We start from the raw sequence: 20,082 nt of genomic DNA on the forward strand, positions 1-20,082 counted from the left end.
CGCAACCCAACATTTGCCAGTTTTAATTTTAGCTTTGCTATACTCAGCACTTGATTCAATCTTCGTTGAGCCAACGTAAAATACTAGCTTTACTATCTACTAAACCTTTGTAAATAAGTGACTCTGCTGACATAGACTCAATTGCAGCACATAACTTATTCCGTAAAAGCGAATCTTGTTTCAGCAAAGCGCAATCTTTAAAATAAGTGCGAATAGTAAATAACGCTGCTTGATACTGTGGTAGTCCCCAAATAACTTGTCTTTCAATTCGCAAATAAAGCTGGGGATGCTGGGGATCAAAGTTTCTACCTTGCCACTGATTAACTAATACACCAGATGGTGGTTCAGGATGATGATTCAGGCACATATCGGTACTCAAACCCCAAGCAAAGCGCACCATTGGTTGACGGGTAATCATAGTATGAACGATCGCATCTGCACGGCGATTAATTTTTTCCATACCCGCCACGGGTTTATGTATAGTGGCAAAATCTTGACCAATTTTTTCTTCGGCTGACCAATGGTTGGGATAACACAAATGAACTGCACTCAGCCAATTACCACCATCGTTACCACAGCAAATAACTGTAAAATCTTCTTGTACTTGGGCAGCTAAAGCATCAAGGCTAGAAGTGTAAGCTGGAACCTGTGAACTACCTTCAACTTTTTGTAACTGCCAGTCTGCATCTAAATAAAGTATTTCTTGGGTGAGTTGACTAGAAAATCTCCAGCTATTGGTGGTTAATTGTTCATAGCTAAAGTATTGGGGATGTTCTTGGGTGAGGCGCTCAATAATTAAACGAGCGATCGCACCTGCCACAGCCTTAGAATAATTGTAAGTCTGGTAATATTTACTCAACCGTTCTGCACGCGCTAACAGTTTAGCCTGACGGTAATCAGCAAAATTCTCATCAATTTGAAATACTTGCTTATCAGCTTGGCCATTACCAAAACAGGAACCAAGCAGCGTCATCCCTGGCTTGACTTCATAGCGTCCATTCATCAGGGGGAAGTAGCAAGCCGGACTATTTACAGCTACGACTTTCTGCATTTCCACAAGCCACTTATTTCAAAAAGTGCTATTTCTTCTTGATGGTTACATAAAATCAGGGTAAATACTAAAAAGCGTCTGGGAGTGTTGCCGTGTTTCCACCCCAGACGCTCTTTAATTTCAACTTGCTCCTCACACAACTAGAGAATAACACTACCGTTAAATAAGGGCAAGTGTTATGAGTGACACTTTTATAACTGCACTATCTGGATTGAGTTAGCACCCAAGATTTTTAGTTGTATCTGGGTGTAACATTACACCCTTGCACCCTTAAACCCTTACACCCATTCTCAACAATATTTATGCGTCAGTCCCAATTAATGTAAAAAGTGACGTACTCCTGTCAAAACCATTACTAAACCCAGTTCATTAGCGGCTTTGATGGAATCTTGGTCGCGTAAACTACCTCCTGGTTGGACAATGGCAGTAATGCCTGCGGCGGCGGCGGCTCTGATAGTATCATCAAAGGGGAAAAATCCGTCACTGGCGAGAGTTGCGCCTTTAGCTTTGTCACCGGCTTGTTCGAGGGCGATTTTAGCAGAACCAACGCGGTTCATTTGACCTGCACCAACACCAAGAGTAGTGCGATCGCTTGTGAGTACAATGGCATTAGATTTAACATGCTTGCAGACTTTCCATGCAAACAGCAATTCGCCTAACTGGTCGGCGGTGGGTTGCAGTTCCGTCACCACTTGCCATTTACTTGTATCAGCCACAATATCATCGGCAGCTTGCACTAAGAAACCGCCAGCAATTTGTTTAACTAAAGTTTTCGGGCCACTACTCAAATCGGCTAATGTCAAAACTCGCACATTGGTTTTTTTGGAGAGAATTTTTTGTGCTTCTGCGTCACAGTCAGGCGCAACCACACATTCTAAAAATGTTTTAGTTAATTCGCTGGCTGTCGCTGCATCAATGGGACGGTTTAAAGCCACAATTCCCCCAAAGGCGGAAGTCGAATCAGCATTAAAAGCTTTTTGGTAAGCTTCAACAATGGTATCGCCCAACGCCGTACCACAGGGATTGGTATGTTTAATAATGGTTGCGGCTGGTGTGTCGGTAAACTCAGCAATAATCCGCCGCGCTGCTTCTAAGTCAACTAAGTTATTGTAGCTGAGTTCTTTACCTTGCAATTTCTTTGCTGCTGCCCATCCTGTAGGCGTAGTACCAGCTTGATACCAAGCCGCACTTTGATGGGGGTTCTCGCCGTAACGCAGAGATTGTAATTCTGTACCGCTAAGAGTGTGCTGTGGTGTACCTGCAAGATAAGATGCGATCGCCTGATCATAACTCGCCGTATGTAAAAATCCTTTTAAGGCTGCTTTTTGGCGAAATTCTAAGGAAGCTTCCCCGTTATTTTGCCGTAACTCTTGCAGATATTCATCATACTGCGCCGGATCACATAATACCGTCAAATGAGCAAAATTCTTGGATGAAGCCCGCAACATCGCCGGGCCGCCAATATCAATTTGTTCTACAGCTTCGGCTAATGTCACTCCTGGTTTAGCAATAGTCTCCTCGAAGGGATAAAGATTTACCACCACCAAATCAATTGGGCGAATTTGGTTATTTTCTAAATCTGTAATATCTTGGGGTTCATCCCGCCTTGCCAAAATTCCGCCATGAATGCGCGGGTGTAGCGTTTTTACCCGTCCACCCAAAATTTCCGGCGAACCAGTGTAATCAGAAACCTTAGTTACTGGTATTCCCGCATCCTTGAGGGCTTTAGCTGTTCCCCCACTGCTGATAATATCAAATGCAAATTCTTCTACCAAGCTACGGGCTAGGTCAATTAAACCAGTTTTGTTAGATACACTCAGCAGTGCTAGACGCGCCATGTCTCAATTCCTCAGATGCGAAAGACTCCAATTTTTGCATAACCCTTGGTTCACTTCAATAGTACTGGCGCAGTGATACGAAAAATCGAGGGTTTTAAACTCGCACTTCGACAAGCTCAGTGACCACCTGCAACTACATAAATCCTATCGAAATGAGGAGGTCACAATCAAGTTTCATCAGTCATTCTAGAAATAAACCTAAAAACAACAGCAGAGGTAAAAGATTATGACTATCTCTTTAAATCACACTATAGTTCCTACTCATGATAAACAAGCATCTACCCAGTTCTTTGCTGATATTTTTGGTTTAAAAGTAGAAGCTGCTGGTCATTTTGCGGCGGTGCGAGTTAATGACACACTAACACTCGATTTTGATGACAGAAACTCTTTTGAATCTCATCATTATGCTTTTCATGTTAGTGATGAGGAATTTGACACTATCTTTGCTAGAGTCAAACAAGCTGGTTTGGAGTATACTAGTGACCCTATGCACCAAAACAAAGGCGAAATTAATCATCGCCAAGGTGGACGTGGTTTTTATTTCTATGATCCAAATGGACATAATCTAGAACTATTGACTCGTGACTGAAGAAGGCAGAAGGAAAAAGGGATGAGGATTTTAAGCTAATTCATTTTCTTTAATAGTTTGGTTTATTTGCGCCTATCTACTGAGCTTTTTTTCCTAAAGCGATCGCCATTGAACCAGCGACTACCAACACTGCACCAATCATACCAGTGAGAGTGATATTTTCTGCGGGAATCAACCCAGGTGTGAATATTACTACTAACTCAACAGCAATTAAAGTCACAATTGGCGCTAAAGTCAACACAGCACTAACGCGGGATGCTTCCCAATGTTCTAATGATTCGGCAAACGCACCATAAGCAATTAAAGTATTGAAAGCACAAAAAATTAACATTCCCAACTGTAAATTATTTAATTTTAAAATAGTGTCTGGTTTAGCTAATGGTGTCAATAATAAAGCCGCACCGCCATAAATCATCATCATGATATGGGGCGAAGATAATGATTGTAATAACTGCTTTTGTGCTAAAGCATAAATAGCCCAAACTGCTGCACCTAAAACTATCAAACCACTACCAAAAATATATGTGCTGTGTGCGGTAATTAAATTCGTGATTTGGTCGCGGAAAAATATGATATAACCACAAATTAATACACCAACCCCAAGCCATTGGTTGAGTGTGTAACGTTCGTGAAAAATCACTAACCCACCAAAGCCTAATAACAAAGTTGCTAATTGAATTAATACTTCTGCGTTGGCTGGGGATGTCAACGCTAAACCCTGCATAAAAAAGAAGTAATTAGCCCCTAACATAATTGTAGCGATCGCCAACAACTTCCAACTAGCAGCAGATAATTGACGTAACTTCGGTAACTCACCACGCATTCCTAAATATGCACTTAGTAAAATAAACGACACTAAAAACCGAAACCAAATCACCGTATAGACATCAAGTGCTTGCAGGATCACCGCCAGCGCAATTGGTAAAATTCCCCATAGGAAAACAGTAAGTAGAGATAATGCCAGGCCTAAACGCCAGCGTCCAGAGTTTTGATGTAATGACATGCAGTTATGGTATCAAATCTTCACCTGTTCATGCAGACTAAGTGCTGACATCCCAGCAGAAATATTTTTATACATCAGTGCAGTAAATACTATTCATTTTCTGTAATATTTTTAGCTTGGAAAAGTTCGTAAGCTAATCAGCACTGAAGTTGCATAATAATAAGATGAAGCCGTTTCAAAGCAGCGATGCCGCCCCCAGCCAAAAACTTTTTAACGCCAGAACAAGTTAGCTCCTTACAGGAAGCTCTAAAAGAGAGCGAGCAACCCCACGTCAGAGAAAGAATTCTAATTATTCTGCTCCAGAACGATGGGAAACCACAACATGAAATTGCTAAATTTTTAGGCTTCGTAATTCATAATTCGTAATTAAGAAAGTTAGATGGTTGGTATCAATCCAAAATCCAAAATCCAAAATTATTTGACTGAACTCCAGTTAAGAATCTTACAGATGTTATCAACTAAATCTAGGGGGAGACAAGGCTTAGTAATTACCCCTGCTACCCCTAAGTCCATAAATTGCTTTTGTTCGCTACTTTGAGCTTTAGCAGTGAGCATAATAGTAGGGATTTTGCAAGTTGCAACACTTGCTTGTAGCTTTTTCAAAGTTGTCGGCCCATCCATGTAAGGCATCATTACATCTAGCAAAATAGCATCAGGTTGCTCAGATTCTGCAATCTCTATTCCTTCGTTACCTGAAGATGCTGTTAAGATATCCCAACCAGCAACCGATTCTAACGAAATTTGCACAATTTCCCGCACGCTATCTTCATCATCAATTACTAAGATTCGCTTTGTCATATTGATTCATCCTTCTTGCTGTACAGATGCTTTTTGCTGTCAAACATTGAGTTATTGATTAGCAAACTTTTTTGCGATTGTTATTTCAAGCAATATGACTAAGGACTTTTCCTGACAAACTTATCATTTAAAACACTAACAAAGAGTTGTGAGGATATTGTGAGGAAGGAAAATATTGGATGTCTACGATTTCTCAGGTCTCAACATAAGCTAATATTCAAGATTATTTATAACTTTTTGTTTATTAGTAATATAAGTTTATTAAAGAAGATAATTTTTAACAGACAATCCATTTATTTGTGCAGTAGTGACATCTGAATTGATAGGATCGTCTTTGATAAAAATCTACTAAATCTTACCATGTCATATTTCAAATAAACCATTGCTATCGCTCAAAATTTTTACTTCTTCACAAAATCCTCACAAAATTTATATAAGATTGTATACCGAAATAGAAGCGAGATGGTTTTTAGCATGTATTTTTCTGATAAATCTTAGTCCCTACTGTTGTTATTTCTCTACATTCAGCATTTAGGTGAAATATGAATCAACCTAAAATCGATACACAACAAAAACCCACTGTGCTTGCCAAATGCCCAACAGGAATTCAAGGCTTAGATGAGATTACCTATGGAGGATTGCCACAAGGAAGACCAGTACTGCTGTGTGGTAAAGCTGGTTGTGGCAAAACGCTGATGGCAATGGAATTTTTGGTACGTGGTGCTACCCTATTTGATGAACCAGGCGTATTTATGGCCTTTGAAGAAACGGCTGAAGAGTTAACCCAAAACGTTGCTTCTTTGGGATGGGATGTAGCAGAACTCATCCAAGAAAAAAAACTAGTAATCGACCACGTTCACATTGAACGCAGTCAAATTCAAGAAACAGGCGAATATGATCTAGAAGCATTATTTATTAGATTAGGCTATGAAATTGATGCGATCGCAGCTAAGAGAGTAGTGATCGACACCCTAGAAGTATTATTTGGTGGATTGGATAACGCTGCGATCGTGCGAACTGAATTACGGCGGTTATTTCTGTGGCTCAAAACCAAAGGTGTAACAGCCATCATTACTAGTGAAAGTGGCGACAATAGCCTCACACGTCATGGTTTAGAAGAATATGTTTCAGATTGTGTCATCCGCCTAGATCAGCGAGTCAGTAATGAACTTTCAACTCGGTGGTTACAAATTATTAAATATCGCGGTTCTAGGCACGGCTCAAATGAGTATCCATTTTTAATTAAAGAAGATGGTATTTCCGTTCTACCAATTACCTCTGTCGGCTTAGATTATTCAGTCACAACCGAATGGATACCTAGTGGGATCAAACGCCTAGATACAATGTTAGGAGGACAAGGTTTCTTTCGTGGTAGCAGCATCTTAATTTCTGGTACAGCAGGCACTGGTAAAAGTTCGTTGTCCGCTCATTTTGCTAATGCTACCTGTCAAAGAGGAGAAAAATGCCTTTATTTTGCCTTTGAAGAATCTCCCCATCAGATTATTCGCAACATGCGTTCCATTGGTATTGATTTAGAGACTGCTGTTAATAAAGATTTACTGAAATTCCAAGCTTTACGCCCGACATTCTACGGTTTAGAAATGCACTTAGTAAATATGCTAAGTATAGTTAATGACTTTCAACCTGATGCAGTCATTATCGACCCCATATCTAACCTCACTTATGGGAGTACTGATGTTCAGATGAAATCCTTTATGATGCGCCTAATTGATTATCTAAAAACAAAAAATATCACAACATTATTTACAAATTTGAATGAAGGTAATAGTGCTTTTTTAGAATATACAGAGATAGGAGTTTCTTCCTTAGCAGATACTTGGATACTCCTAAGAACTATAGAGATTAACGGTGAGCGCAACCGCTTAATTCATGTACTTAAATCTCGCGGTATATCACACTCTAATCAAGTACGAGAATTTATTTTAACCGATGAAGGAATAGAGTTATTAGATGTGTATTTAGGGACAGAAGGAGTACTCACAGGTACAGCAAGAATTATCCAAGAAGCAAAAGACAGGGCTGCTGCTGTAGAGCGCCAACAAAAAATTGAGCAAAAACAGCACGATATTGAACGTAAACGTTTACTAATGGAAGCACAGGTTAAGGCTATAGAATCTCAATTTGAAATTGAAAAGCAAGAGATTGAAAGATTAATTTATATCGAAGAAATACAAGAAAAAATTTTATTAGATGAGCAAAAACAAAGATTACATTTGCGCCAAGCTGAAACATAAGTAGAGATTTTTAATATGGATTACTATATGAATCTCCATCCTCAATTTAGTGAAACAGAAGCAGTTTGGGAGTTACGGTTATATGTAGCTGGACAAACTCCTAAATCTTTAAAAGCATTTGCTAATCTGAAAAAAATTTGTGAAGAATACCTGGAAGGACAATATCGTATTGAAGTAATTGACCTCCTGGAAAATCCCCAATTAGCCAAGGGGGATCAAATATTAGCTATTCCCACTTTAGTGAGAAAATTACCGGAACCTGTAAAGCAAATAATTGGAGACTTATCCAATACTGAAAAAGTATTGGTAGGACTAGATTTACGTCAAGTAAACATCAGCTAAGGAGAAATTAGCTATGAATAATTCACGACAAAATAATGATAGTTCTGATGAACTAATTATAGAATCTACAGAAGATTTTGAAAAAGCACTGGCAAATTTAGAAATGCCAAAATATGTTTTACGTTTGTATGTAGCTGGCAATACCATCAGATCGATGCGTGCTATTCAAATGCTGAAAAAAATTTGTGAAAAATATTTAGAAGGACGCTATGAGATGGAAATTATTGATATATACCAACAGCCTGGGATTCTAGAAAAAGATCATATATTTGCTGTACCTACTTTAATCAAAGAACTGCCACCACCCCTACAAAAGTTAATTGGCGATTTGACAAATGTTGAAAAGGTAGTTATTGCTTTAGATATTGCTTGATATTAGGTGATAACTTAAAATTATCTGTAAATATTAGCTTCAAGCTATATTTATGGACTAAAAATACACAGGAAATTATTTTTAATGTCAAGAGACTTCTTGTATAAATAACCTAAGTTACTAGTTAGGTTAACCGGGACAAAGAGAGTTCTAATTAATTGAGTTCATCATATAATTAATTACGTAGATTGCTTCTCGCCGGAAGGGAGTATTACGCACTACAAATTACGAATTACGAATTACGAATTGGCTTAGGGTGATTGCAGTGAAAACACGCCAAGAACTTGAACTTGAAAATATATCTCTACGTAATCAAATACAAATATTAGAAGAGACTTTTAGAGCTATTAGAGTGGGTGAGGTAGATGCTTTAGTTGTATCTATCACTCAAGGAGAAAAAATCTTCACTTTGCAAGATGCTGATTATCCTTACCGTGCTTTTTTACAAGAGATGCAAGAAGGTGCTGTGACTACAGATGATCATGGCACAATTCTTTACTGTAATCACCCTTTTGCAGTCATGCTCAAAAAGCCATTGGAGAAAGTAATCGGTTCTAACATTGAGGACTATATAGCATCACAAGAAAAACAGATATTTCAAGGATTATTCCAGCAATCAAGTCAAGGATGTAGTCGAGGAGAGATTTACTTAATAGCTGACGATGAAACTCAAATACCTGTTTATCTGTCTTTTAAGCCATTGCAAATAGACGAAGTAACTGTTACTTGCATAGTAGTAACTAACTTAACCGAGCAAAAACGTAATGCAGAAATTGTGGCGGCTGAAAGACTAGCCAATTCTATTCTGGAACAAGCAGGCGAAGCAATTATTGTCTGCGATCGCAGTTGGAAAATTATTCGTGCTAATCAAGCAGCACAGCAACTGTGTGGCAAGAATCCATTATTTCAACAATTTGATACGTCATTTCCACTGCAATGTCAGCATTGTAGTTGCTATCAAAGCATAGAAGATTGTTTATGGGTTAATCAATCAGAAAATCACCAGCAAAAACAAGAAGTATTTTCACTCTTTAGTTTGATGCAAGGGCAATCTTTTAAAGGGGTAGAAGTATTATTAAACCGCGAAGATGGTGTCCAATTTAATTTACTATTGAGTGCTTCTCCTTTATTAAACTTAGAAAAGCAAATTATTGGTAGTGTAGTCACGCTGACGAATATCACAGACCGCAGACAGACAGAAGAAAAAATAGCAAAACTTGTAATTCGTGAACAAGCTGCACGAGCAGAAGCGGAAGCGAGTAAAAATAGTTTATCTAATATATTAGAGAGTATTAATGATGCTTTCATAGCTGTCGATACTAATTGGTGCTATACCTATGTTAATCAAAAAGCCGCAGAAATTTTTGGCAGAAAACCGCAAGATTTAATTGGTAAAAATATTTGGCAAGAATCTCCTGAATTACTTGGTCGTAATTCTTACAATGATTTGTTACAAGCTTTAAGAGAGAAAAGTTTTATTCAAGTAGAAAAATTTTATCCATCGAGCAAACGCTGGTTTGAAAAGCGCATTTATCCTTATTTAGAAGGCATATCAATTTTTTTAAAAGATATAACTAAAGAAAAACAGACTGAAATTTCTTTGCAAGAAAGCGAGGAACATTTAAGGTTAGCCTTAGAAGCTTCTCAAATGGGAACGTGGGATTGGAATATTCTTACTGACAATCTCAAATGGTCAAGCCGTCAAGAAGAATTGTTTGGTATAACTCCGGGTAAATTTGCAGGTAACTACGAAGCTTTTCTTGCATGTCTTCATCCTGAAGATAGAGGAAGAGTTGACCAAAAAATAGTTGATGCTAAAGATAAAAAATCTGAATATTATGTGGAATACAGAGTCATTTGGACTGATAGTAGCATTCACTGGATTGCGGCTAAAGGAAAATGTATTTACGACGATCAAGGAACAGCAATACGAATGATTGGTACTTGTTTAGATATTACCCAACGAAAGGAAGTGGAAGTAGTTTTGCAACAAGCAAAAGCAGAATTAGAAATTAAAGTTGCAGAACGAACTGCTGAATTATCTCAAGCCAATACACACTTGCATAGATTAATTAATATTCTGACAGCAACTATTAATCAACAAACAAAAATTGAAGCTCAACTGCGTGAAGCAGAACGCCGTTGGCGTAGCTTATTAGAAAATGTGCAGTTGCTAGTTATAGGACTGGATAAGACGGGTAAAGTTGAATATGTAAATCCTTTCTTTCTAGGATTGAGTGGGTATACCCAGGAAGAAATTTTAGGTAAAGAGTGGATTGCCAATTTTATCCCGCAGCATCAGCAAGATAGTACGCAAAAGGTTTTTGGAGAAATAATAGAGCAAGAATTACATTCTCACTACCAGAATTCAATTATTACTAAATCTCAAGAAGAACGTGTAATTGCCTGGAACAATACGCTATTACGAGATTCACAAGGTGCAATAGTAGGTACGATGAGCATTGGTGAAGATATTACACAACGCTACGCTTTAGAAAAAATCAAGAATGAGTTTATCTCGGTTGTTAGTCACGAATTACGTACTCCTATGACCTCTATACAAGGAGGTTTAAACTTGTTGAAAACTGGTTTAGTAAAACTGGATTCTGAACAGGGCAAACGCATCATTCAAATTGTCTCAGAAAGCTCTGAACGCCTAGTCAGGCTAGTAAATGACATTCTGGATTTAGAAAGGTTGCAATCCGGAAGAATTACTTTAAATAAACAACAAGTTAATGCTGCTAACTTGTTAACAGAAGCCACAGAATTGATGAAAATAATGGCTAATAATGCTGGGATAAATTTATCAGTTTTACCTCAATCTATAGAATTAATAGTTGACAAAGACCGGATTATTCAGGTACTAACAAATTTGCTGAGTAATGCAATTAAATTTTCGCCGCAAGGCTCTACTGTATCAATGATGGTAGAAGAAATCAAAGTAAAAGATGGTCACAATTCACATGTATTATTTAAGGTACAAGACCAAGGTAGAGGAATTCCTGCTGACAAAATAGAGTCTATTTTTGAGCGTTTTCAGCAAGTGGATGCCTCTGATTCACGTAAGCAAGGTGGCACAGGTCTAGGTCTGGCTATTTGCCGCAATATTGTCGAGCAACATGAAGGTCAAATCTGGGTTGAAAGTACAATAGGAAAAGGTAGTATTTTTTACATTAAATTGCCTTTAAACTTAATCACTAACTCGCCTTAATTTAATAGCTTATCTAGCAGTGTTTGCAATTCATCTACACTTCTTAGCAAATCAGTAGATTAGCTAAGTAAGGTTAACGGTTTATCTTTCTGTTACCCCTGTTTTTTTTACAGGGGTTTTTTTGAAAAAGCACAACAATTTACGGCGTTGCATAAATGCGGGATGAACTGAGGACTTTTGTGTAAAGCAGAATCTTGATTCTTTGCGTCTTTGCGCCTTTGCGTGAGACAAAAACCATCCCACTAATCAGCAACACCCAATTTACATTCGTTTTTAATATAGCAGTAGCCAAGTTGGTTAGGACGTGGATAAATAATAAAACTAAAGCCTTTAACCCTGTCACCTGTCCCCTGCTATATTTACTAATCTACATCTTAAAAATTGATTAATTTTTTATTATTGAGTTTAATTTCCAGAGTCCCAAGATAGAAGTATAAAGTAGTATGTATAGCTTATTGACGAAAGTACTGAGTTAAAGCTAAATTTCAGGCAGTAAGAATTTATTTTTAGGTTTAAAAATTATTATTTATCAGGAAAATTATATTTTTGAAAATTATTCGCCAAAATTGTGTAATTTCTGCCAGTATCTTGAATTTGTCGGTGACACAATCATACTTACTATTAATTCGCTCAGGAATTGTTAGGAACAATACTCTACAACTAGATAATACTCCGAAAAATTGAAGCCAAAAGTCTGTCTGTAAATTTCAGACAACTCCAGGTCTTTTTAGGTTGCTTTTACTGATGGCAGCCAAAAATTTCATTTGTCAAAATTAAAAATTAACTCGTAAATCTTATCAGGGCGGAACTAAATGAATAAAGTAACTTTTTATGTAATTTTGCTGCACGGATTCTTATTAGGGATAGCAACTGCTAATGCTGAGTCGCCACGTAGTCACAAAGACACGAAAGCTGTACGTGTTAACCAGATTGCAGAAGTTACACCTAACAAAAATAGCACAAACCCTGCCTGGAAAAAACTACCATCACCGCAAGTTTGGGTAATTAATCAAAATAAAAAAGTCGAAAATCAGCCTTTTACGTGGGTAGTTAAGAATCTCAAACAAGCAGACAAACAGCCATTTTTAGAAGTTGGTAAACCCAGCAATCAGCCAGAAAAAAAGCCGACTTCACAGGCAAAACCAGCAACTAAAGATGATTTACAAGCCTTTGATGAAGTAGTTAAAGATACCGAAAAAAAAGAGGGACTATTCACCATCTATCGCAGTGCTAAAAAGAATAAAATTTATCTGGAAATTAAGCCAGAACAGTTAAATAATAATTTCTTAGCCACAGCCACACTTGAATCGGGAATTGGGGAACGTGGTATTTACAGTGGTATACCTTTGCAAGATTTTTTATTTTATTGGCAGAGGGTGGATGACAAATTACACTTTGTGGTGCGTAATGTTAATTTTCGCACACGGGAAGGAGATCCCCAAGCGCGATCGCTTGCCCGTTCGTTTAGCGATTCAATTCTCTACATGCTACCCATTAAAAGCATTCATCCCCAACGCAAAACTATCCTTGTTGACCTGAGTGATTTGCTACTTTCCGACTTAGCAGGATTATCTGCAAGTTTAGGTGTGACTGCCACCACAGACCAATCATACTTCGGTAATGCCAAAGCTTTTCCCCACAACATCGAAATTGAGTCGGTGTTAAATTTCTCTAGTAGTGCTAGTAGCATTCGAGATAATCAACGACTGAATTTCGCCTCTCTAGCTGATGACCGTGGCTTTACCTTGCGTGTCCACTACAGCCTCTCACAATTACCTAATAATAATTATCGCCCACGTTTAGCAGATGAACGAGTTGGTTATTTCATCACCGCTTACCAAGATTTAACTAAAGATAGTGGCGATCCCTTTGTGCGTTATATTAATCGCTGGAATTTAGAAAAAGCCGACCCCACAGCCGCGATTTCCCGTCCCAAAAAACCGATTGTTTTCTGGATTGATAATGCAGTTCCTTTAGAATACCGTGATGCCATTAAAGAAGGCATCTTAATGTGGAATCAAGCCTTCCTCAAAGCCGGATTTAAAGATGCCATCGAAGCCAAACAAATGCCAGATAACGCCACGTGGGACCCGGCAGATATTCGCTACAACACAATTCGCTGGATAAACACCGTCGATGGTTATTTTGCAATGGGGCCATCCCGCGTTAACCCCCTCACAGGAGAAATTTTAGATGCAGACATTTTAGTTGATGCGAGTTTTGTGCGGGCATTAAAAAGTGAATACCGCAAAATTGTTCAACCGAACCAAAACCAAAATCGTACATCTTTATCAGCTTGGATGCAAAATCGCTTTCTTTGCAGTGGCGACAATTCCCAGCCCAAAGAAAATGGCTTACTCAGAAATTTATCGAAACTTGCTGGGGAATATGATTTGTGTTATGGCATGGAAGCCGCTAATCAATTTGCCTTTGGTTCTTTGGCAATGACACTGTTAAAAGATGGGACACCCAGCCAAGAACAACAAAAAGAATATATCAATCAATATTTACGGTTAATTATTGCCCACGAAGTTGGTCATACACTGGGTTTGCGCCATAACTTTCGCGGTAGTACCCTGCTACCACCCCAAGAGATGAATAATAAAGATGTCACCCACCGTAAAGGTTTGACATCTTCGGTGATGGATTACATTCCCCCGAATATTGCACCCCAAGGCACAAAACAGGGTGATTATTTTCCCAGTGCGGTGGGGGTTTATGATGAATGGGCAATTCAATATGGTTATATCTCTACTAGGGCAAGTACTCCTATTGCCGAAAAACCATTGTTGCAGGAAATTGCCAACCAATCCTCTAAACCAGAGTTGAGTTATTCCACAGACGAGGATGTTTATGACCTCGACCCCACCGCCGATGCTTGGGACAATAGTAACAACGTGCTGGTTTATGCCCAATGGCAGTTAGATAACTCGCGGGTGATGTGGGAACGTCTCAACCGGGGTTATCCGACTGCTGGGGAAAGCTACAGCGATGTCAGCGAAAGATTTAGTACGGTGTTGGGCAATTATTTTCAGCAAATTTATTATGTGAGTAAATATATTGGCGGACAATCTTTTTACCGCATTAAAGGTGCTGATGTGGACTCTAGTAAACTGAGTGGACAAAATCGTTTACCATTTCAACCAGTCCCCGTAGAAGAACAAAGGCAAGCTTTAAAAACCCTACAAAAGTATGTGTTTGCCGAAGATGCCTTAAAATTTTCTCCAGATTTACTGAATAAACTAGCACCTTCCCGGTGGCGGCACTGGGGCAGCTATCCCCGCGTCGGACGTTTAGATTATCCGATTCATGAATTGGTTTTGTTCTTGCAGAGTGCAGTTTTGCGCGATTTACTTTCAAGCGATCGCCTCTACCGTCTCAAGGATTTGGAACTTAAAGCTCAATCGGGACAAGCACTGACTTTACCAGAGTTATTTGATACTCTCCAATCAGGAATTTGGACAGAAGTCATCACACCGAAAAAACCAGCTTTGCAAATATCCAGTATGCGACGAGGTTTGCAGAGAGAATACCTGGATATTTTAATTAGTATGGTGTTGCGGAAAGATAATGTCCCTGAAGATGCGCGGACTTTAGCTTGGTACAAACTCAAGCAATTAGATGAAAAACTTGCTCAAGTAAGTTCTCAAGATGAATATAGCAAAGCTCATATTCTCGAAACACGCGATCGCATTACCAAAGCCTTGAATGCACCATTGCAAGGAAATTAACTGGGGGCTTATCCAGGCTCGTTGTACAACAAGATCCCCGACTTCTCAAAGAAGTCGGGGATCTGAGGCACTTTAATCAAGGAACATTCTTTCACCAGAAACGATATGATATGTCATTTCTCCATGAAATAGTACAGACTGGAAGATAAATTCCAGTACAGACAACAATCTATGACAATTGCGGTCTCACCCAAGTACAACTTCCTGCCTCGCTTTTACAAACTGGCCAGCATTAGTATGCTATCTAACATGATGGTTCCCTTAGCTGGTTTGGTGGATATTGCCTTTTTGGGACATTTGGCAGATATCCGTCACTTGGCGGGAGTGATTTTAGCAACAATTATTTTTGACTACCTTTACCGGGTGTTGAAATTTCTGCGTTCTAGCGTCAATGCACTGACTGCACAAGCTGTTGGACTGGATGACCACAAAGCTGTACTCTTGGCAGGTATACGCAGTGGCTTGATAGCCTTGGGAATTGGCTTATTAATTTTGTTGTTACAATACCCCTTACAAAAAATTGGCTTTACGATTCTGAGCGGTTCCCCAGAAATTGAAATTGCTGGGGCTGATTATTTCCAAGCCAGAATTTGGGGAGCGCCAGCCGTATTGCTGAATTTTGTCTTTATTGGCTGGTTTATGGGGCAAGAAAAGAATAGCATCGTCCTCGCCATGTCGGTAATTGGTAACGGTGCGAATGTGGTGCTGGACTATTTGATGATTTCGCTTTGGGGTTGGGAAAGTATGGGGGCTGGACTAGCCACAGCCATTAGTCAATATTTGGCATTATTAACTGGCATTATATATGCCTGCTTTACTATTCCCTGGCAAACCTTACCCGCCGCTTTCCAAGAAGTGTTTGATTGGGTGGCTCTCAAAGATACGGTGGCGCTGAAGAGTAATATTCTCATCCGCTTTATTGTGCTGATTTCCACTTATGCCATCTTCACCAATTTGAGTGCAGCAATGGGAACGGAAATCTTAGCCGAGAACGGTTTGCTATTACAAATTGCTTTATTAAGTCAGTTCACAGTCCAAGGTGTGGGGATGACCACTCAAACCCTGACTGGTAACTTTTATAGCAAAGGTGCAAAAGAACAAATGACTGCATTACTGACTGTTTCTGTATTGACCAGTTTAGTGATTGCTTTGGGTTTTGCTGTTGTTTCAGTGCTGTTTCCCGATACAGTGTTTGGGCTATTAACTAATCACGCCGAAGTCAACAAACATATCAGTAATTATACAATTTGGTTGCTGCCATTGTTGGGATTAACCGCCATTGCCTTTATGTTAGAAGGTTATTTCATTGGTTTAAAAGAAGGTGCAACCTTACGTAATTCAGTCTTAATTGCTTTTAGTTGTGGCTTTGTGCCTGTAGCGATCGCAGCTTGGTATATTCACAATAACTCCTTACTGTGGATGTCGCTGGTAGCTTATATGGCAATTAATCTGACAGTCTTAGCAGTCCAAATACCCCGGACACTTGGTAGCCCAACACTCGAAAATCAACAACCACTACCATCTAGTTAGTTGAAGTAGAGAATTGCACTCACACATACCACTAATATTTTTGCCTTTTGCCTTTTGCCATAAATCATGACTCCAGTAGATATTCTCATTCTTTCTAATGGCCCTGGAGAAGTCACAACCTGGGTGCGTCCAGTCGTCAAAGCATTACGCCAACAACTAGGAGATGACCGTTCTTTAGTCAGAATTTCTGTAGTATTATCACCTTGTCCCAATGCTAGTGGTAAAGAAGCGGCGATCGCACTATCCTATCCAGAAGTTGATCGAGTTCAGGGAGTAGAACATTTTTGGCAATTTTTACTCTGGGGAAAAACTTCTGACAATTGGGACTGGAGAACTCGCGGCGTTGTCGTTTTCCTCGGTGGGGATCAAATTTTCCCGGTAATCATTGGTAAAAAACTCGGATATCGCACCGTAGTCTACGCCGAATGGGAAGCCCGTTGGCATAATTTAATCGACCGCTTCGGCGTAATGAAATCACAAGTCGCCCAAAAAGTCTCCCCCAAATACGCCCATAAATTCACAGTCGTCGGCGACTTAATGCTAGAAGCCCAAAACTCCCTAATTCCCACTCTCCACTCCCCACTCCCCACTCCCCCCTCCCTCATTATCGGTATTCTCCCCGGTTCAAAAGCCGCAAAACTCACCCAAGGAGTTCCATTAACTTTAGCTATTGCTGAATATATCTACGCCAAACTCCCCCAAACCAAGTTTATTATTCCGGTTGCACCAACTTTAGATTTACAAACCTTAGCCAGCTTTGCTGATCCTCAAAAAAATTCTTTTGTCGAAACTTTTAAATTTTCTGGCGGTTCTTTAATAATTCCAGAACAAAATTATGAGTATCCACTACTGAAAACCAACCAAGGATTAAACGTCGAACTATACCAAGAAAATCCCGCATACAGCATCTTGTCCCAATGTAGTATCTGCTTAACTACAGTCGGCGCAAACACAGCCGAACTTGGTTCTTTAGGTGTACCAATGATTGTGTTATTGCCGACTCAACAGCTTGATGCTATGCGTTCTTGGGATGGTTTACCAGGATTATTAGCAAATTTACCAGGAGTAGGGACAACATTTGCCAAATTAATTAACTGGCTATTTTTACGACGCAAGGGTTTATTAGCCTGGCCAAATATCTGGGCGCAGTCAGAAATAGTTCCCGAATTAGTAGGGAAACTCCAAGCACAAGAAGTTGGCGAAATGGTCTTAGAATTGTTAACTTATCCCGAAAAGTTACAGGAGATGCGTAACAAGCTAAGACAAGTTCGCGGCGAAAGTGGCGCAGCCGAAAAAATCGCTCAAATTGTCTGTGAGGAAATTGAATGAAGAATTCAGGAGTCACACAATTTTGGATTTTAGATATGGTATTAGAACCCGCGCAGGCGGGTTTAGTTTGTATAGCCCCAGACTTCAGTCTGAGGGCTGAAGTTAGATGCACTCTTATGATTTAACTAGGAAAATTTCTTCTTCGAGAAAGTGTTTGTTTTAATATTTTTGGTATCCAGAAAAGATAATCATATACTTGTTGAGCTTGACTGTACAAAGAAAATAATTTTGTTTCACTCAATAAAGTATATGGTTGAATTATTTGTAACAAAATTGAAAATTTATCTGTTGTTTTAGTTTGAGCTACACCACTAACATTATAAGATTGCAAATGTGGTGGTAAGCGCCAATTAATTGTATTATCTGGCTGGTGGATTACAGGCTCAACATTTCCCCGCCATGCAACTCCCATAATTTGCATAGTTTGATAAACCATTGTCTGCCAACCTTTAGCTTTCAAATAGTCTAATCCTTTGCCGACATCAGGAGCAGTCAAATCATGAAATAAAATGAGAGCATCTGCTTCGGCAAATTGTTCACAGATGATTGCATCATCAAGTGGTGCTGGCGCTTCATGATGACCATCGATAAATATTAATGACCATTTTCGTTGTAATTTATTAGCTGTTTCTGCTACTGTTTGTGGGCTATATCCGGGGATTAGATTCACCGATTCTCTCACACCTGCTTGCTTGAGTGAATCTGTCACACTTTCATAAAATAATTGTTCAGATAACATCGGATCAATGACATCTAGTTCTACTCCACCTAAAGCTAAGTGACAAGCTGACCACCCCATCCAACAACCTATTTCTAAAGCCTTTTTACCTTGAAATTTTAAAGCGGTGTTGTAGAGAATATGCGCTTCATCGCGGCTGACAAATCCCACATCAGACCGTCGCTGATCAACATACCAATTATGAGGAATATCTCGTCGTAAATATAACCAAGAAGAATCATATTTATTTCCTAAAACCATGTTAGGAAAACATAAATCTGGCTGAACCATCTCCAGCCCTGGTGATACATAATCACCCTGGGGAAATGAAATAGATTTAATATCGTTGACCGTTATTTTGTTCATTTAGTATTCTCATCTCATATTTGAATTTACCCAGCTTTTACTGCTTTTAGTCGAGAATAATTTTCTCAACTAGCATAGTTACGAGACACAATTAGGGTGCGATCGCAAAATTACTAATTCTGTCTTCCAGCCGGATGAGTGACATAGATAAATTTCCTGAGATTCCCATCAAAGTCAGAATTCTCAAGCACCAATTGAAAATACCAAATTTCCCAAATTAACGGTTCGATTTTTAAGCTTGACTAAAGAAATGAGCTAAAAATTAATCTGACTGGCCATCCCGTCGCCCTAGTTCATAAATCCCAGAACCAATACAAGCCAGTATCCCCATACTAATTGCCCAACTGCGCCCTAAGCTGAGTTCTACGCCCCAGTTAAATAAAGCACCTATCCCCAAAAACGGCACAATGCTAAATAGTGAGGCGTAAAAAGCATTTTGGGATTCTCTGGCTTTACGAGTCTTTTCAAATTCCGTCTGGCTAGTGTAGAGCGATCGCTCGGCAAAGTTGAACCAACGGTTTAACTGCTCAATCACCCATTCACTACAGGGGAAAAAACCTAAGTACAACGCTAAAGACCACAGACTAGCGCCAGCGATCGCAACGGTATCAATTTCAAACGAGAAAGGCAATATATCAGTCAACATGGCTTGGGTGCGTCCTGCAAATGGTCATCTTGGCCTTTTTTCAAGCTCCATCGACCTATTCAGCAATTTTAAGCATAAATGCTTGCACTATTTCAACTATCTAGGGCAGAAAGTCACCCTTCTCAGCACAAGGGAAACACTCAACCTCTATCTCCCTTGTCTCTCTAAAATTCCTGATTCTTGGGCATTACTTAAGTATATACATAAGTATGGCTATAGTTGCCATAAATTTAAACTGCCATTTTTGATGATACTGCAACTAAGCGCATATTGTAAAAATTATATTTATCAATTAAAAAATC

At 39.2% G+C, this 20,082-nt stretch carries 15 protein-coding genes and 1 pseudogene; 9 read left to right on the forward strand and 7 right to left on the reverse strand.

Features of this window, described 5'->3' with window-relative positions:
• Positions 1-55: 55 nt before the first annotated feature.
• Together H6G74_RS09545 and purH are read right to left on the reverse strand one after the other, a co-directional pair.
• Positions 56-1,051, reverse strand: a complete 996-nt coding sequence (locus tag H6G74_RS09545) for a heme-dependent oxidative N-demethylase family protein (RefSeq protein ID WP_190967434.1) — start codon at positions 1,049-1,051, stop codon at positions 56-58.
• 317 nt (positions 1,052-1,368) lie between these two features.
• The gene (gene purH / locus H6G74_RS09550; RefSeq protein WP_190967435.1) at positions 1,369-2,889 is read right to left on the reverse strand and encodes a bifunctional phosphoribosylaminoimidazolecarboxamide formyltransferase/IMP cyclohydrolase; all 1,521 of its coding nucleotides are present in this window, start codon (positions 2,887-2,889) and stop codon (positions 1,369-1,371) included.
• A 226-nt stretch (positions 2,890-3,115) separates the two neighbouring features.
• On the opposite strand from purH, the gene H6G74_RS09555 reads away from it, so the two are divergent.
• Positions 3,116-3,478 (forward strand): VOC family protein, encoded by a 363-nt coding sequence (locus tag H6G74_RS09555; protein ID WP_190967436.1) that lies wholly within the window; start codon positions 3,116-3,118, stop codon positions 3,476-3,478.
• Positions 3,479-3,554: 76 nt separating this feature from the next.
• Here the strand turns inward: H6G74_RS09555 and H6G74_RS09560 are convergent, their stop codons facing one another.
• Complete coding sequence (locus H6G74_RS09560; RefSeq protein ID WP_190967437.1) at positions 3,555-4,481, reverse strand: DMT family transporter; 927 nt, start codon at positions 4,479-4,481, stop codon at positions 3,555-3,557.
• Positions 4,482-4,667: 186 nt separating this feature from the next.
• Here H6G74_RS09560 and H6G74_RS09565 point away from each other — a divergent pair.
• Positions 4,668-4,826, forward strand: a pseudogene (locus H6G74_RS09565) (IS630 family transposase); the annotation flags it as partial.
• A gap of 69 nt (positions 4,827-4,895) precedes the next feature.
• Here H6G74_RS09565 and H6G74_RS09570 read toward each other — a convergent pair.
• Positions 4,896-5,279, reverse strand: a complete 384-nt coding sequence (locus H6G74_RS09570; RefSeq protein ID WP_190967438.1) for a response regulator — start codon at positions 5,277-5,279, stop codon at positions 4,896-4,898.
• Positions 5,280-5,821: 542 nt separating this feature from the next.
• Between H6G74_RS09570 and kaiC the strand changes: the two genes are divergently transcribed.
• The 4 genes from kaiC (at position 5,822) to H6G74_RS09590 (ending at position 11,460) form a co-directional block, all read left to right on the forward strand.
• Positions 5,822-7,534 (forward strand): circadian clock protein KaiC, encoded by a 1,713-nt coding sequence (gene kaiC, locus H6G74_RS09575; RefSeq protein WP_190967439.1) that lies wholly within the window; start codon positions 5,822-5,824, stop codon positions 7,532-7,534.
• A 15-nt stretch (positions 7,535-7,549) separates the two neighbouring features.
• Complete coding sequence (locus H6G74_RS09580; protein WP_242051193.1) at positions 7,550-7,876, forward strand: circadian clock KaiB family protein; 327 nt, start codon at positions 7,550-7,552, stop codon at positions 7,874-7,876.
• A gap of 13 nt (positions 7,877-7,889) precedes the next feature.
• Positions 7,890-8,249, forward strand: coding sequence for a circadian clock KaiB family protein (locus H6G74_RS09585; RefSeq protein WP_190967440.1), 360 nt, complete (start codon positions 7,890-7,892; stop codon positions 8,247-8,249).
• 265 nt (positions 8,250-8,514) lie between these two features.
• Positions 8,515-11,460 (forward strand): PAS domain S-box protein, encoded by a 2,946-nt coding sequence (locus H6G74_RS09590; protein ID WP_190967441.1) that lies wholly within the window; start codon positions 8,515-8,517, stop codon positions 11,458-11,460.
• Positions 11,461-11,599: 139 nt separating this feature from the next.
• Here H6G74_RS09590 and H6G74_RS09595 read toward each other — a convergent pair whose 3' ends face one another.
• Positions 11,600-11,803 carry a hypothetical protein gene (locus H6G74_RS09595; protein WP_190967442.1) on the reverse strand — a complete coding sequence of 68 codons (204 nt, stop codon included), beginning with the start codon at positions 11,801-11,803 and terminating at the stop codon, positions 11,600-11,602.
• Between the two features lie 469 nt (positions 11,804-12,272).
• Between H6G74_RS09595 and H6G74_RS09600 the strand changes: the two genes are divergently transcribed.
• The 3 genes from H6G74_RS09600 (at position 12,273) to H6G74_RS09610 (ending at position 18,050) form a co-directional block, all read left to right on the forward strand.
• A complete protein-coding gene (locus H6G74_RS09600) occupies positions 12,273-15,191 on the forward strand; it encodes a zinc-dependent metalloprotease (RefSeq protein WP_190967443.1) in 2,919 nt (972 codons plus the stop codon).
• Positions 15,192-15,362: 171 nt separating this feature from the next.
• Entirely contained in the window at positions 15,363-16,721 is a 1,359-nt protein-coding gene (gene gntT / locus H6G74_RS09605) for a guanitoxin biosynthesis MATE family efflux transporter GntT (RefSeq protein ID WP_190967444.1), read from the forward strand.
• A gap of 66 nt (positions 16,722-16,787) precedes the next feature.
• The gene (locus tag H6G74_RS09610) at positions 16,788-18,050 is read left to right on the forward strand and encodes a lipid-A-disaccharide synthase (RefSeq protein ID WP_190967445.1); all 1,263 of its coding nucleotides are present in this window, start codon (positions 16,788-16,790) and stop codon (positions 18,048-18,050) included.
• 121 nt (positions 18,051-18,171) lie between these two features.
• Here the strand turns inward: H6G74_RS09610 and H6G74_RS09615 are convergent, their stop codons facing one another.
• Complete coding sequence (locus H6G74_RS09615) at positions 18,172-19,134, reverse strand: class I SAM-dependent methyltransferase (protein WP_190967446.1); 963 nt, start codon at positions 19,132-19,134, stop codon at positions 18,172-18,174.
• A 262-nt stretch (positions 19,135-19,396) separates the two neighbouring features.
• Entirely contained in the window at positions 19,397-19,780 is a 384-nt protein-coding gene (locus tag H6G74_RS09620; protein WP_190591502.1) for a hypothetical protein, read from the reverse strand.
• Between the last annotated feature and the right edge of the window lie 302 nt (positions 19,781-20,082).

The organism is Nostoc spongiaeforme FACHB-130 (assembly GCF_014698475.1).
GTDB lineage: Bacteria > Cyanobacteriota > Cyanobacteriia > Cyanobacteriales > Nostocaceae > Nostoc_B > Nostoc_B spongiaeforme.